At 45.7% G+C, this 13,870-nt stretch carries 15 protein-coding genes; 5 read left to right on the forward strand and 10 right to left on the reverse strand.

Features of this window, described 5'->3' with window-relative positions:
- Positions 1-145: 145 nt before the first annotated feature.
- A complete protein-coding gene (locus ACY2RR_RS19640) occupies positions 146-568 on the reverse strand; it encodes a winged helix-turn-helix transcriptional regulator (protein WP_490109881.1) in 423 nt (140 codons plus the stop codon).
- A 98-nt stretch (positions 569-666) separates the two neighbouring features.
- On the opposite strand from ACY2RR_RS19640, the gene ACY2RR_RS19645 reads away from it, so the two are divergent.
- Complete coding sequence (locus tag ACY2RR_RS19645) at positions 667-1,311, forward strand: glutathione S-transferase family protein (protein WP_490109882.1); 645 nt, start codon at positions 667-669, stop codon at positions 1,309-1,311.
- Between the two features lie 48 nt (positions 1,312-1,359).
- Here the strand turns inward: ACY2RR_RS19645 and ACY2RR_RS19650 are convergent, their stop codons facing one another.
- From ACY2RR_RS19650 to ACY2RR_RS19680, 7 genes are all read right to left on the reverse strand, one after another.
- Entirely contained in the window at positions 1,360-1,728 is a 369-nt protein-coding gene (locus ACY2RR_RS19650) for a VOC family protein (protein ID WP_490109883.1), read from the reverse strand.
- A 26-nt stretch (positions 1,729-1,754) separates the two neighbouring features.
- On the reverse strand, positions 1,755-2,225 hold the full coding sequence (locus ACY2RR_RS19655) for a hypothetical protein (RefSeq protein ID WP_490109884.1): 471 nt from the start codon (positions 2,223-2,225) through the stop codon (positions 1,755-1,757).
- 131 nt (positions 2,226-2,356) lie between these two features.
- A complete protein-coding gene (locus ACY2RR_RS19660) occupies positions 2,357-2,599 on the reverse strand; it encodes a hypothetical protein (RefSeq protein WP_490109885.1) in 243 nt (80 codons plus the stop codon).
- Between the two features lie 113 nt (positions 2,600-2,712).
- Positions 2,713-3,255 (reverse strand): DUF4166 domain-containing protein, encoded by a 543-nt coding sequence (locus ACY2RR_RS19665; protein ID WP_490109886.1) that lies wholly within the window; start codon positions 3,253-3,255, stop codon positions 2,713-2,715.
- A gap of 81 nt (positions 3,256-3,336) precedes the next feature.
- Positions 3,337-3,774 carry a hypothetical protein gene (locus tag ACY2RR_RS19670; RefSeq protein WP_490109887.1) on the reverse strand — a complete coding sequence of 146 codons (438 nt, stop codon included), beginning with the start codon at positions 3,772-3,774 and terminating at the stop codon, positions 3,337-3,339.
- 98 nt (positions 3,775-3,872) lie between these two features.
- A complete protein-coding gene (locus tag ACY2RR_RS19675) occupies positions 3,873-4,388 on the reverse strand; it encodes a suppressor of fused domain protein (RefSeq protein ID WP_490109888.1) in 516 nt (171 codons plus the stop codon).
- A 68-nt stretch (positions 4,389-4,456) separates the two neighbouring features.
- The gene (locus ACY2RR_RS19680) at positions 4,457-5,347 is read right to left on the reverse strand and encodes an AraC family transcriptional regulator (RefSeq protein ID WP_490109889.1); all 891 of its coding nucleotides are present in this window, start codon (positions 5,345-5,347) and stop codon (positions 4,457-4,459) included.
- A gap of 227 nt (positions 5,348-5,574) precedes the next feature.
- Between ACY2RR_RS19680 and ACY2RR_RS19685 the strand changes: the two genes are divergently transcribed.
- The 4 genes from ACY2RR_RS19685 to ACY2RR_RS19700 all read left to right on the forward strand — a co-directional run bounded on the left by ACY2RR_RS19685 (position 5,575) and on the right by ACY2RR_RS19700 (position 12,343).
- Positions 5,575-6,726: an efflux RND transporter periplasmic adaptor subunit gene (locus ACY2RR_RS19685; protein ID WP_490109890.1), complete on the forward strand. Its 1,152-nt coding sequence runs from the start codon at positions 5,575-5,577 to the stop codon at positions 6,724-6,726.
- Between the two features lie 3 nt (positions 6,727-6,729).
- On the forward strand, positions 6,730-9,879 hold the full coding sequence (locus tag ACY2RR_RS19690) for an efflux RND transporter permease subunit (protein WP_490109891.1): 3,150 nt from the start codon (positions 6,730-6,732) through the stop codon (positions 9,877-9,879).
- 395 nt (positions 9,880-10,274) lie between these two features.
- Positions 10,275-11,789 (forward strand): catalase, encoded by a 1,515-nt coding sequence (locus tag ACY2RR_RS19695; protein WP_490109892.1) that lies wholly within the window; start codon positions 10,275-10,277, stop codon positions 11,787-11,789.
- A 74-nt stretch (positions 11,790-11,863) separates the two neighbouring features.
- A complete protein-coding gene (locus ACY2RR_RS19700; protein ID WP_490109893.1) occupies positions 11,864-12,343 on the forward strand; it encodes an ankyrin repeat domain-containing protein in 480 nt (159 codons plus the stop codon).
- Positions 12,344-12,388: 45 nt separating this feature from the next.
- Here ACY2RR_RS19700 and ACY2RR_RS19705 read toward each other — a convergent pair whose 3' ends face one another.
- Together ACY2RR_RS19705 and ACY2RR_RS19710 are read right to left on the reverse strand one after the other, a co-directional pair.
- Entirely contained in the window at positions 12,389-13,612 is a 1,224-nt protein-coding gene (locus tag ACY2RR_RS19705) for a type II toxin-antitoxin system HipA family toxin (RefSeq protein WP_490109894.1), read from the reverse strand.
- Positions 13,612-13,863 (reverse strand): helix-turn-helix transcriptional regulator, encoded by a 252-nt coding sequence (locus ACY2RR_RS19710; protein WP_490109895.1) that lies wholly within the window; start codon positions 13,861-13,863, stop codon positions 13,612-13,614. The genes ACY2RR_RS19705 and ACY2RR_RS19710 overlap by 1 nt, the downstream gene beginning before the upstream one ends.
- Positions 13,864-13,870 lie beyond the last annotated feature (7 nt).

Raw genomic sequence — 13,870 nt, forward strand, 5'->3', positions numbered from 1 at the left:
GGGGGGCAGGCGTTCCAGACAGCTTGTCTGCCGAACACCAGCATCCTGTTGTGCTTTTATACTTAAAGCGCCTCAAGAAACAGAAATAAAGTAGACCTATAAGCGCCCCCCTTGTCACACGTTTGCGTCGGCAATGTTAGGAAAACTAAGTCTTTGTACTTGATAAGTTTGCAAGCAGTTCCTGCTCCAACCCCTGTTGGTCGTGGCGCAGTTTGTCTATAAACTCTTTCGGCACTTCTGTATGTGCATCGTACTTTTCTGCCCAATCCATCATCGCAAGCATCATAGGCATCAATTCATTGCCTTTTTGCGAAAGGGTGTATATATAGCGTGAGCCTTTTTTAGGGTCTCGTGCTTTATTGATAATGCCATTTCCTTCCAGGTCCGCTAAGCGGGTAGCCAGAATGTTGGTAGAGATTCCCTCTCCTGCCTCCATAAACTCGTGATAGTACTTTCGCCCTTTGAACATCAAGTCTCGGATTATCAAAAAGCTCCACTTATCGCCAAACTGGCTCATGCCAAAGCGAACCGGGCACCCAGACCAGGATTTTGTTTTCTTATCAACCATGGCCACATCTTACCACGAAAAACACTTGCAAAAATAAAGTCGTTTTTCTAATCTGAATATTCACTTTCAAAAAACAAGTAAAAATAAGGAAAGTAACCATGAAGCTCTACGCTATTGTTGGGTCCCCCAACTCCCGCAAAGTGTTATCAGTGGTAAACCATTTGGGGTTGGATATAGAAATCGAGTATCTGGATTTGTTTCAGGGGCAGCACAAGGCTCCCGATTTCCTGAGCATCAACCCAAACGGCATGGTTCCTGCGTTGGTAGATGGTGATCTAAAACTCTGGGAATCCAATGCGATTATTCAGTACCTGGCTGATAAAGCCAGTGACTATGAGCTTTTTCCAACAGAAGCCAAGAAGCGTGCCGATGTAGTGCGTTGGTTATGTTGGGAATTGGCCCACTTCAATCAGTCACTCGGTACTCTGGCATTTGAAGCTGTCGCCAAACCTTCATTTCTGGATACTCCAAGTAATAAAGAAGTGATGAGTTGGGCAAAGGAAAATTTGTCTCGCTTCGCTCCAGTACTGAATACCCACTTACAGGGACAGAAGTACATATGTGGGAGCACTGTGACATTGGCAGACTACGCTATGGTCCATGTGGAGTTCTTCAAAGAGTCAGTTCCTTTTGATTGGTCTCTTTATCCCCACCTAAATGCATATTACGAGCGGATGCGTCGGAACCCTCACTGGGCTTCAACTGCCCCTGACCCGGATAAGATTGGCAAAGCTGCGAACTAAAGGTAAAGGATTTTCATTTAATACAAAGTTGAATGTGCGGTTTTCATGTTAACGACAAAAAACCGCAATTTTATTGCCGTCAAGATCTCTGAAATACGCCGCATAAAATGCACCATTATTTCTATCACCTGGGGCCCCTTCACAGGTACCTCCCAAGCCTATTGCACGAGAATAAACGTCATAAACCTTTTCTTGAATATCTACATTGAGGGCAACCATTGTTCCATTGCCCGTTGTTGCAGGTTCGCCATTGTAGGGAAGTGTGATAGCTAATTTTGTGTCGCTGTTTTCAAACTCCCAGAATATTACATGATCTGAGTCGTAGATCTGCTTTCCGCCAACTATGGGCAGTATCTTAGTGTAAAACAATGAGGCTTCATCAAGATTATTTGTTCCCAGTGTTATATGAGAAATCATTAGTTCAATCCTTTGACAATCTCTTATTATTCGCTCAGCTCATAGAGACTGTACTTTCTGTGGTATAGAGCTAACGATATAACTGCTGTCAAAACAGTTAGAATGGTTACTACTGCAACAGTCTTTGTTGGAGGGAAGTCAATACTGTTGCCAACAACAACATATTCACTGTCCCATAAGTACATCATAATTGCTGCAATCAAACATGATAATGTATGTATTCCTATTACTGAAAAGAATAAGCCCCTGGATAACCTAAGGGTATTATCCGATAAGGTTATGAAGGTTAGGATTAGAGGCCACATTATTGTGAATATTACCATTGGCACGTCTAAACCAAATATCTGATCAAGAATTTCTTGTTGGTAGCCAGAAGAAAAATACGCAAATGGTTCGTCAATAACCAAATAATAAATTGATCGTCCAATCATGTATATGGATAGGTAAACTAGTAATGCTCGCAGGTTTTCTAATTTTAAGAGATCTTTGATTTCCATAAATCTTCCTTGAAGTTTCTCTATCTATAGCGATCCATTTTAGAGTTGTCGTGGGTATTACGCACATAGCGCAAAGTTGTGGGGTACCGAAGGTATCTCAGACAGCTTGCCTGCCGTTCACTAGCGCTTTGTTATGGGAGTGTTGTGAAATTACTCGTATCCCAGTCGATCACCCACTCAGATTCTTCAAAGTAACCTATTAGGGACTCATAGTCTTCAACCCAGTCGTCATAGCCTGTATGACCTTCCCCTTTAAAATCAGGTCTGACCAAGATTAGAAAGCCACCTGTTGCATCTGAGTCAGAGACGATATTGATTTGCTTTCCAACATCATCGCCAGAAATTATCTTACCAATTGTGCCAATTTTAATCATAAATTCTGGTTACAGTTTGAAATCTATTCCGAGCCACATATCGTGAAGTTGTGGGGCACAGAAGAAGTCTCAAGCAGAGTACTGCCGTACACGACGCACTTTCCACACGTAAATTAACTCGGTGTCAGCTCTCCGTTGTAACTCAGTAACTCACCGAGTAAAGGAAGCGAAAAGGAGACCGAGAATACATATTTTCCATTGGTGATGGTTTTGTATGCAGTTGTTTTTGGGGCTAGCCATAGAGGAAGTGGCAGGCTTTTGAATTTAATGCCTTTCTGTACCCAGTGCCAGCCACCATCAATGATGTCTACTGCTAAAACGAGACTGATATTTCCAGAACTTTCGCTCCAATAACCACTGGGAAACGAGCCACTTGGAGTGAAAATAGATTTCATTTCGTTTGTTTTATTAAATGTTCGATTCCAGATTAGACTTTTGTCAGTATGATCGATAATAACTTGAAGTGGGGTAACCTTTTGTTCAGCAGGTATTCCAAGTTTTACTGCTAAGCGTTTACCGACAACTCCCGCTAAGCCTTTGCCCTTTGATATTTGAACCTTACCTTCCAGGGTGCCGCCATTTCTGTGCAGATCTTGAATTAGAGGGTGGAGCTTTGAAAAGTCCCCACCAAACCACTTAACTACCGGATTATTCATAATTATTCTCTACATGTAACGCCCGCGTCATTTGTCTCAGCGTAGCGGAGGTCAAATGCACGCGCGTTAGACGCTATTTGACTAAAGGCCAAGTATTGCAATATGACTATGTTGTTTAATATTGTCACTAGACCAATCAACAAGATTTTCTATTAGGGCGCTGAGGTCCGATTTACATTGGCTAAAGTGAGTAGCGAAAAAATCACGTGTACCGCTGAATCGAAACCCGACTGAACCAAGGGTATCACTGATATCTTGAGAGCTATCTAGTACTTCTTTAAGCTCTAACAAATCTCTATTGATCTTGTTCCAAGCTCCAGCATCGGCATCCATCATATCGTAATGATTATAATCAGGGACGTGACGCTCAAAGATTGGTTCAATTAACCCAAACACCTCTTCAGTAAAAAATAGACTCGAGTCCTCCCAGTGAATACGCTTAGTCTTTCCAAGACTAAGCTCGAAATATCCTGTTTCTTCTAGCTGGGATTTATCTTTAATGGTCTCGATTATTTCCATATACGATCTACCTACTCGGCCGACTAGCGCGAAGTTGTGGGGCGCAGGCGACCTAGGCAACTTGTCTGCCGCACACCAACGCCTTGTTATGCGTCGATTTAGTAGGCGACTATATCTTTCTGGCTAGTTTGGAAAAACTCTAATAATGCATCATAGCCATGATTGGTCTTAACACTGTATTCCTCATTATTTATAGGAACAGCCATGTGGAAAAGCACGTTTTCACTATCGATTTCAATATTGATAGGAATATCTTCTGACAACATAACTGGTGATGTTATTAGATAAGCAACCCAACCGTTTTTGATCATATATTGGCTATTAGTCTTTACTGTATGCATTTGGCATAAGTGGGAAACTTCTTCATTGAACTGTTGTAGAGATGCCATCTCAAAACTTAGCTCTACGGGACTCCCGTCAGTTACGATAAAGTAGCAATCCTTGTTATTTCTTGGAAATACAAAAACTAAATTAAGAGGGTCACTTTCGTCACCTACTTGAAAGTATCCTGTACGAATACCGCCTTCTACCTCGTTCATATTTAGAGAGCTTTCTGAACCTAAAGAAGAGGCTAGTTGTAAATATATTTGAGCTTCAAAGCTAGATAGGGTCATTAATTTATCTTAATAATACTGATGATGTTGCAGCAGAATAGACGCATAACAGTTATATATACGACATTTTAAGCAACTGAAATCATAGTCTCAGACGGTGTATAGCCAAAGTGTCTTTTGTACTCCCTGCTGAACTGGGAAAAGCTTTTGTATCCTACCTCATGACTGGCGACATTGGCACGCTTTCCGCCTTTAATTAAAACCTGTGCCTTCTGCAGTTTACTGGATTTTATATATTGCAGAGGCGGCATATGCATAACGCTTCTGAAAGTCTCGTAAAACGACGTTTTACTCATATGTGCCTGGTCGGCAAGATCATTCACATTAATGGGCTCATCAATATGCCCGTGTATATGCTGAACGACTTTGGCGATACTTTGAATCTGGCCATGCTGGTTTAGGAGCTTACACATCGCACCACCTTGCTCGCCGGTAAGAATGCGATAATAAATTTCATCAATTACCGGGCCCGATAGAATTTCGGCTTCGTATTTTGTATTGGCAACACTTACAAGGCGGGTAAATGCGTCCAGTACTTCACTGCTGGCTCTGCCAGTGATAACACTGGAGTTACAGGAAGGTTTAGACGGGCATTTGTCGATACCCAGCTGATCAAGCTTTAGTACAAGGTCTGCCAGGCGTGTCAGGTCAATACGGACAGCTGCTCCCAGTAACGGTGTGCTTGCTGAAGCTGAAATTATCTTTCCTTTAGCCGGTACGGGAAGGAAGTTGATAAACAGATCTCCTGCCCCGTAAGTGTATTCATTTTCACCTACGGCACAGGTTTTTTCCCCCTGGCCAAACAGGCAGATAAAAGGTTCGTAAACGGTACACTCAGAAAAGCCGGTAGATGATGCACGAAAGGTCATGACATCATCGAAAAGGGTGGCATTTTCCCCCTCCTGAGGGCTATGGACATCCAGTAAATCTCGAAACTGTTCCAGTCTTTTGTTGTACATAGACCTGCTACCAAGAACATAACTCTGAAGAATTATGCATCTTTTTCGCACTTTTTGATATTCATCTGTGCCTAAATCTGAACTAAATTACATCTGTCTAATGCTAAGAGCGTATGTCAAAGCATGCGCCTACTCTTGTTAAACCAACTTCGAAGCCTGATTCATTCAGCCTGAATGATGCGACGACCGGCCTCTACTGCTTTCCTGATAAATTTTGAGTTACAACAATGTATAGAATCATACGTTCAGGGTCTCTTGCAGGCCTGTTTTTAACAGTTCTTGTGGGATTAACAGCCTGTTCTCCGGCAGAGCAGGGCGCAGCAACGGCTGAGCGACCCAAACAGCCCATTGATGTTGCTCAGGTTCTGGTTGCTGATGTTATTGACTGGAGCACTTTCACCACCCGGTTGCAGTCACCCAACCGTATTGAGATACGGCCTCGTGTCACAGGTATTATTGAGCAGGTGCATTTTGAAGAAGGGCGTACTGTAGAAGAGGGGCAACTGCTGCTTACACTGGACCGCCGTCCGTTTGCTGCTGAAGTTTCCCGGCTGCAGGCTCAGGAAGATTCCGCCCGGGCCGCGCTGGATCAGGCAGCACTGGAAGCAGAGCGTGGGACTAACCTGCGCTCTGCCAAGGCGATTTCAGCAGAGCAGGCAGATGCCCGTAAGTATCTTGCAGAACAACGTCGGGCGGAACTGGCCTCGGTAAAAGCTGCATTGCAGGCTGCCAAACTGAACCTTGAATTTACAACGATCACTGCACCCATTGCAGGTAAGATTTCCAATGCTTTTGTTACCCAGGGGAATACTGTTCGAGCGAATGAAACAGTACTAACCCGGCTGGTTTCCACCCAGAGAGTTTACGCGTACTTCGATATCGATGAACGAAGCTGGAACCGAAAGTTCAGCACAATCACTGCTGATAGCAACTTGGCTGCTTACCTGCAGCTGAATGGCGAAAGAGGTTTTATTCATCAAGGGCAGCTGGATTTTATTGATAACGCGGTTAACCCTGAAACCGGTACTTTGCGTGTTCGTGCCAGTTTCCCGGTTGACTCTATACAGTTACGCCCAGGCGCTTTTGCCAGAATTCGTATTGCACCTCAGGATGCAAAGGCAAGTGTACTGGTTCCTGAAAAATCGATTGGCACAGACTTAAGTAATCGTTTTGTTCTGGCACTGGACGACAATGATATTCTGCAATATCGCCCTGTCGTGCTGGGTACAAAAGTCGGCGGTTTGCGGGTTATTGAATCTGGCCTTCAGCCCGGTGATCGCATTGCCGTAAATGGCCCGGCACGAGTTGGCCCCGGCATGCCTGTTGCTCCACGCCCTGTTCAGATTGAAGAACCTGAACAGCAGAAGGCAGGAGCATAAAGCATGAATTTCAGTCATTTCTTTATTCACCGGCCTATTTTTGCAGCCGTTTTATCCCTATTAATTCTGCTTGGTGGGGCACTGTCACTTTTTCAACTGCCACTGAGTGAATATCCGGAAGTTGTACCCCCTACGGTTACCGTTACCGCGAATTATCCTGGCGCTAATCCCAAGGTCATTGCTGAAACTGTTGCTTCTCCCTTGGAGCAGGAGTTAAACGGCCTGGAAAACATGCTGTATCTGTCGTCTCAATCGACATCTGATGGCCGCATGACGATTACCGTGACCTTTGCTCTGGGAACGGATCTTGATAAAGCCCAGGTACAGGTACAGAACCAGGTTGACCTTGCTCTGCCTCGTTTACCGGAAGAGGTACAGCGTCTGGGGGTTGTTACCGAGAAGGCTTCTCCCAACCTGACCATGGTCGTCAATCTGTATTCGGAGGATAACAGCCGGGATATCAGTTATCTGGCGAATTACGCAGATATTTATATTGAAGACCAGCTGGCAGCACTTCCCGGTGTTGGTCAGGTACAGCTTTTCGGTGGCAGCGCGTATTCAATGCGCCTGTGGTTGAATCCGGATGCTCTGGCTGAACGAGGCCTTACCGCCAGCGATGTTGTGCAGGCTGTACGCGAACAGAATCGTCAGGTTGCCGCCGGCAGTCTCGGGGCACAGCCAACCGTCAGACAAAATCAGTTTCAGGTTCTATTGAACGTACAGGGTCGTTTAAGCACGGTTCAGGAGTTTGAAGACATTGTCATTCGTGTGGGCGAACAGGGAGCAATCACACGTCTTAAAGATATTGCCAGAGTTGAGCTGGGTCAGAGCAGTTATGCCCTGCGAGCGAGCCTGGATGGAAAAACAGCTGTCGCTATTCCTGTGTTTCAACGCCCTGGATCCAATGCCATTGATTTGTCTGATGCCGTGCGGGCGAAAATGAAGCAACTGTCTTCTGCCTTTCCTCACGGCATGACTTACGATATTGCCTACGATCCTACTGTTTTTGTGCGCAGTTCTATTCAAGCTGTTGTTGATACCCTGCTTGAAGCCGTCATCCTTGTTGTGCTGGTTGTTATTCTGTTCCTGCAAACCTGGCGCGCCTCTATTATTCCGCTGATAGCCGTACCAGTGTCGCTTATCGGCACCTTTGCAGTAATGCAGTGGCTGGGTGTTTCTATCAATACCTTGTCACTGTTTGGCCTGGTTCTGGCGATTGGCATCGTGGTGGATGATGCCATAGTTGTTGTAGAAAACGTGGAACGGAATATTGCTAATGGCCTGGCCCCTCTTGAGGCGACCAAACAGGCCATGACAGAGGTAACCGGGCCAATCATTGCTATTGCTCTGGTACTGTGCGCGGTATTTATTCCCACTGCATTTATTCAGGGGCTGACCGGGCAGTTTTACAAACAGTTTGCTCTGACAATCACGATTTCAACCCTGATTTCTGCGTTTAACTCTCTGACACTTTCTCCTGCTCTGTCGGCCCTTCTGTTAAAGGGGCACGACAGCAAACCCGATATGTTAACTCGGGCGATGGACGTTGTATTCGGGCGCTGGTTATTCCGCCCCTTTAACAAAGTGTTTGACTCTGCGGCCAAAGGCTATGAGTCTCTGGTGAAACGCCTGATTCGCTTTTCCGCGATAGTAGGGTTGGTTTATGCGGGTCTGTTAATCTTGACTGGCCAGATGTTCAGCCAGGTTCCCGGTGGGTTTATTCCTGCGCAGGATAAGCAGTATCTGGTGGCAATTGCTCAGCTGCCTGACGCCTCCAGTCTTGATCGAACATCTGCTGTTGTAAGGGAGATGGAAGCCATTGCACTGCAAACCCCCGGTGTTGCCCATACCGTTGCATTCCCGGGGCTGTCCATCAATGGTTTTGCCAATGCCACCAATGCAGCGGTTGTATTTATGCCTTTGGATGATTTCTCTGAGCGCAAAAGCCCAGAGCTTTCAGCTGGTGCTATTGCCGGGCAGCTCAATGCGCGTTTTTCAGTGATTGATGAAGCATTTGTGGCTGTGTTTCCTCCACCACCTATTCTTGGCTTGGGTTCAACAGGTGGTTTTAAATTACAGCTTCAGGATCGCGCTAACCTCGGCTTTGAGGCTTTGTTCGAAGCCCTGCAAAATACTCTGGCCGAAGGGCAAACAAATCCGGCACTGGTTGGGCTGTTTTCCAGTTTCCGTATACAGGTGCCTCAGTTGGATATAACTGTAGACAGGGAGCAGGCGCTGATTCAGGGAATACCTTTGAGTCAGGTGTTTGATGCTCTGCAGGTTTATCTTGGATCGGTATATATCAACGATTTCAATCTGTTCGGTCGTACCTATCAGGTAAATGCACAGGCTGATGCCAAATACCGTCTTGACCAAGAGCAGATACTGCGCCTGGAAGTGCGTAACCGAAATGGTGAGATGGTGCCACTTGGTTCTGTTGTTTCCATCACACCAGCACTCGGCCCAGATCAGGTGATGCACTATAACAACTATCCCAGTGCTGAACTGAATGGCAGCCCGGCTCCGGGTTACAGTTCCGATCAGGCACGGGCCGCGATAGAAGCAGTTCTCGCTGAAACTCTTCCTGACGGAATCAGTTACGAGTGGACGGAAGTAACCTACCAGCAGATTCTGGCAGGTAACACCATGGTGTATATCTTCCCGTTGGTTGTGCTGCTGGTTTTCCTGGTACTTGCTGCACAGTACGAGAGTTTGCGCTTGCCATTGGCGATTATTCTGATTGTTCCCATGACTATTCTTTCGGCGTTGCTTGGCGTCTGGGCTCTGGGTGGTGATAACAATATATTTACGCGTATTGCCTTGATCGTACTGGTGGCACTGGCCTGTAAGAACGCCATTCTTATGGTGGAGTTTGCTAAAGAACTCAGCGAACAGGGCGTGTCTCGCATAGAGGCTATACTGGAAGCCTGTCGTTTAAGGCTGCGACCCATCCTGATGACATCCATTGCCTTTACGGCAGGTGTGGTGCCACTGGTTCTGGCATTCGGTGCTGGTGCTGAAATGCGTCATGCCATGGGCATAGCAGTGTTCTACGGCATGCTCGGGGTTACATTTTTTGGTCTGTTGTTTACGCCTGTCTTTTATATGGCTGTGAGTAAGAAAAGCGGCGAGGAGGTGTCTATAGAACAGTAATTTGTGTGTGTTTTTTGTGTGTGAGCCGTCATCTTGGGGAAGATGGCGGCTTTTTTATAATATCTGTATTACTCTCGCTGTTCTTATATCAAAACAAAAATCTTAATAATTGATGATTTACTAGCATACTTTTATCAGTTAATTATCACAGAAATATCACGTACTTATTATTTAAAATAAAAATATTATTCACTGTAAAATTGAGTTTAATAACAAGCTATTTAAACTTAATTTTTATTAATCAAGTAATAGAAAAATTAATTATTAAATTACAAAGAGTTAGTTCAAATATAGATTTGGTCTATTAGTTTGATTTGTTTTTTTAAATAGTTCATTCGAGTTTTTATAAATTAGCCTGATATTGATGTCTCCCACATCAATAAAGGAAAACAACAATGAATCTTGCCAAGCCTGCATTTTTAATAAGTGCTCTGTTTCTATCTGTATCAACTCACGCCACACAGTTAACCAGAGACAATGGTGCTGTGGTTGGTGATAATCAAAACAGCCAGACAGCCGGACCAACAGGCAGTGTACTTCTGGATGATGTGCATCTGGTGCAGAAGCTGCAGCGCTTTGCCCGGGAACGTATACCAGAGCGTGTCGTGCACGCCCGCGGTACAGGAGCCTGGGGGGAATTTGTGTCGGCCGGTGATTTCAGCGATATCACTTCAGCAGACCTGTTTTCCCAAAAGGGTAAAAAAGTGCCTGTACTGGTGCGTTTTTCAACGGTGATTCATTCCAAAGGTTCACCTGAAACTCTTCGGGACCCTCGTGGATTTGCCACCAAGTTTTATACCGGTGACGGTAACTGGGATTTAGTGGGTAATAACCTGCCGGTTTTCTTTATTCGAGATGCCATTAAATTCCCTGATATGGTTCACTCACTAAAACCATCTCCAGTGACTAACACTCAGGATCCCAACCGTTTCTTTGATTTCTTTTCCTTTGAACCTGGCGCTACACATATGTTGACCTGGGTTTATTCAGATTTGGGAACCCCTGCCAGTTATCGAAAGATGGATGGCTTTGGTGTTCATGCTTACAAAATGGTGAATGAAAAAGGCAATGTTCACTATGTGAAATTCCAATGGAAAAGTCGTCAGGGCATTGAAAGCCTGACCTCTGAGCAGGCCGGTGAAATCCAGGGTAAGGATTTTAACAACCTGACCAACGACCTTTATGCATCTATCAATGCAGGCGATTACCCGCAGTGGGATCTTTTTGTCAAAGTTCTTAAGCCTGAGCAGTTGGATGATTTCTCCTTCAATGCTCTTGATGCGACCAAGGTTTGGCCGGGTGTACCTGAAACAAAGCTTGGCACCATGACTTTGAATAAAGTGCCGAATAACTTCTTCCAGGTCACAGAGCAGGCCGCCTTTGCGCCGGGCAATCTGGTAAAAGGTATTGAACCTTCAGAAGATCGTTTGCTGCAGGGGCGGGTGTTCTCCTATTCCGACACACAGCTCTATCGTCTGGGCGCTAATCATCAGCAGTTACCAGTGAACCGGGCGTTAAATACTGTGACTAGCCACAACCAGGATGGTGCAGCGAACAGTGGCAACATGGTTTCAGATGTGAACTATGAACCCAGCCGTATCCGACCACTCACTGTTGACTCAGGGGCCCGTTACAGTGAAACGGCTCTTTCTGGTACAACCCAGCAGCTTGCTATTAAGAACCAGGAGAACTTTAAGCAGGCAGGAGAGCTGTACCGCAGCTTCACTGACAAGCAGCAGGACAATCTGATCAAGAACCTCGCCGCGGATCTTGGCCAGGTAAAAGACAACACAACCAAGCACACCATGCTCAGCTATTTCTATAAAGCCGACAGTGAGTACGGCAAGCGTTTAACCAGAGCTGTGAATGGTGATCTCAGCAAAGTGAAAAAAATGGCTTACGCACTGTAAATATCTATCTCTGAAAGCATTATCTGCTTCTTTCGGTTAGCTGGAAGAAGCAGACAAATACAAGGATTAGAAATATGCTGAATTTCTTATTTAAGTTAACCGCCGGCTTTTTACTGCTGTTCAGTGTTTATAGCTTTGCGTCCGTTAACGGACAGGTGAGTGAGGAAGATAGGCAGGAGTTGAGGGGTTATTTTTTTACAGCAGCAAGAGCGGGCAATATTGAAGTGATGTCAGCTTTCCTTGAGGCCGGGTTATCTCCAGATATGCGTAACCTACAAAGCTACACACCGCTGATGCTGGCAGCCTATAACGGCCAGCCGGAGATGGTTGACTTCCTGTTGGTACAAGGTGCCAACCCCTGTCTTCAGGACAAACGGGGCAACACTGCTCTTATGGGCGCCATTTTCAAAGTAGAAATCAGCATAGCCAGAACTCTTATGAAAGCTAACTGTGATCTGCAAGCCACAAATAAGCAGGGTCAGACAGCAAACGACTTTGCGACACTATATAACCAGGATGCTCTGAAAGAGCTCTTAAGAGAACATGGCAAGTAGCTCATGTCCTCTTAGAGGTTCAGGTTTATGACAGTTGCAGAGTTGTTATTCAGCAATAGGTGCCGTCATCAACGTTTCCATCTGATCGGCAATACCTGCAAAAGATGGGTGTGAACTCTTCAATTTATTGAGCAGGGGCAGGGTGTTGTGAACGGCTTGCTCTATATCTGCCACGATGGCTTTGATTTCCCGATTATTTAACCCGCAATGGCTTTTGCCAAATTTCTCCAGCACCTTCCATTTCGGCCAGCGTTTGGAGCCGGTTAGGCTCAAAGCCATAGTATCGTTGGGTAAATAGGGCACAGTACTGACCACATCAAACACAGGAGCAAGGAATCGCTTCACAGCAGGCAGCTGGCCAACTGAATGACCCTTGAGGTCACTGTAAATCACGCCACTGTTTTTCAAATGAGCATCACCGTTGCGTACAAGAATGTTAATCAACGTAAGTTTAAAGAAGTCTGACAGTGCCTTGGGCTGATATTCCGGTGAGACAAAATGACGAATAACGTTGGTACAGGATTCAAGGCTGGCGTCGTATTTTTCCCGCGTGGTTTTCCCCTGTAGAACACAGAAATCTTCAAAGCCCATAGGAACTTTGTTGTCATCTATATCGAAGCGTTCTGTAATCAACAATCGGCCGTTATTGCTCAAATAAAAAGGTGCTGTATTCAGCCCAGCTTCTCGGCATAGGGTGAGGCAGACATTCTCATTACAGGCCAGTTCCGGAAACTCATCGCCCCAGCTTTTCACGATATAGGAATCCAGCGGATAGGTGATTTTATCTGTTGGGTTTGCTGCCAGATCAACAAGGACTTTCGGTTGAACGCCAGCAACTGCAGACTGCAGGGCAAAACGATCCATAAGCTGGCTGAACAGTTGCTCGTCATTACTGCCAAGTAATGAGAAAAGATCAGGCACCTGGTCGCTCTTTGGGGGAAGTGGTTGCCCGGATCGCGAATACTCTAACCGGCCGATATGATTTCGGCCAAGTATAGCGAGCATGGTGAGATCATCACTGCCGTATTGCTTGGCGGTTGCCCGTTCGATAACTTCCCGAAGGTGCCCTTCCGGAAGGTTCATCTGAAAAACAGGGTGAAGAGCTTCGTGGCTGTAACTCTCCAGTCGCAGTGGCATAGTGAGTGAAACGGCTTCTCTATCATTCGCGTCACTGGTTTGGGGGGCATCATAAGTAAAAACATGCTTTTCACCGGCTTTGGCCAGCCTTCCTGCAGCCGTCCCAGACAGGTAAACATCAACATCAGCCATTACCAGCCCTCCTTGTTCTGGTTGAGGTCATCCAGTGTCGGCATGCCTATATCTTTGATAGTCAGGGTTTTACCCAGTAGCTGCAGAACCCGCTGCACTTTGCGTATGCCAATATCGGTATACGCATCCCGCTCCAGAGCTCCGATGGTTGTTCTGTCCACTCCGGCTAAACGTGCAAGTTCAGCCTGGCTCCAGCCTTTGGCTTTGCGAAGCTGCTGAATGGATGTTCCAAGTTTGGCGAGAGAAGACACTATTAAG

It is taken from the genome of Parendozoicomonas sp. 2304DJ65-17 (assembly GCF_058148445.1).

What these genes read in the sequence shown, in the direction of transcription:
- ACY2RR_RS19670 (WP_490109887.1), bottom strand. Translation starts at nt 3,774, where the DNA reads ATGGAAATAATCGAGACCATTAAAGATAAATCCCAGCTAGAAGAAACA.
- ACY2RR_RS19695 (WP_490109892.1), top strand. Translation starts at nt 10,275, where the DNA reads ATGAATCTTGCCAAGCCTGCATTTTTAATAAGTGCTCTGTTTCTATCT.
- ACY2RR_RS19685 (WP_490109890.1), top strand. Translation starts at nt 5,575, where the DNA reads ATGTATAGAATCATACGTTCAGGGTCTCTTGCAGGCCTGTTTTTAACA.
- ACY2RR_RS19705 (WP_490109894.1), bottom strand. Translation starts at nt 13,612, where the DNA reads ATGGCTGATGTTGATGTTTACCTGTCTGGGACGGCTGCAGGAAGGCTG.
- ACY2RR_RS19700 (WP_490109893.1), top strand. Translation starts at nt 11,864, where the DNA reads ATGCTGAATTTCTTATTTAAGTTAACCGCCGGCTTTTTACTGCTGTTC.
- ACY2RR_RS19645 (WP_490109882.1), top strand. Translation starts at nt 667, where the DNA reads ATGAAGCTCTACGCTATTGTTGGGTCCCCCAACTCCCGCAAAGTGTTA.
- ACY2RR_RS19660 (WP_490109885.1), bottom strand. Translation starts at nt 2,599, where the DNA reads ATGATTAAAATTGGCACAATTGGTAAGATAATTTCTGGCGATGATGTT.
- ACY2RR_RS19675 (WP_490109888.1), bottom strand. Translation starts at nt 4,388, where the DNA reads ATGACCCTATCTAGCTTTGAAGCTCAAATATATTTACAACTAGCCTCT.
- ACY2RR_RS19665 (WP_490109886.1), bottom strand. Translation starts at nt 3,255, where the DNA reads ATGAATAATCCGGTAGTTAAGTGGTTTGGTGGGGACTTTTCAAAGCTC.
- ACY2RR_RS19680 (WP_490109889.1), bottom strand. Translation starts at nt 5,347, where the DNA reads ATGTACAACAAAAGACTGGAACAGTTTCGAGATTTACTGGATGTCCAT.
- ACY2RR_RS19655 (WP_490109884.1), bottom strand. Translation starts at nt 2,225, where the DNA reads ATGGAAATCAAAGATCTCTTAAAATTAGAAAACCTGCGAGCATTACTA.
- ACY2RR_RS19650 (WP_490109883.1), bottom strand. Translation starts at nt 1,728, where the DNA reads ATGATTTCTCATATAACACTGGGAACAAATAATCTTGATGAAGCCTCA.
- ACY2RR_RS19690 (WP_490109891.1), top strand. Translation starts at nt 6,730, where the DNA reads ATGAATTTCAGTCATTTCTTTATTCACCGGCCTATTTTTGCAGCCGTT.
- ACY2RR_RS19640 (WP_490109881.1), bottom strand. Translation starts at nt 568, where the DNA reads ATGGTTGATAAGAAAACAAAATCCTGGTCTGGGTGCCCGGTTCGCTTT.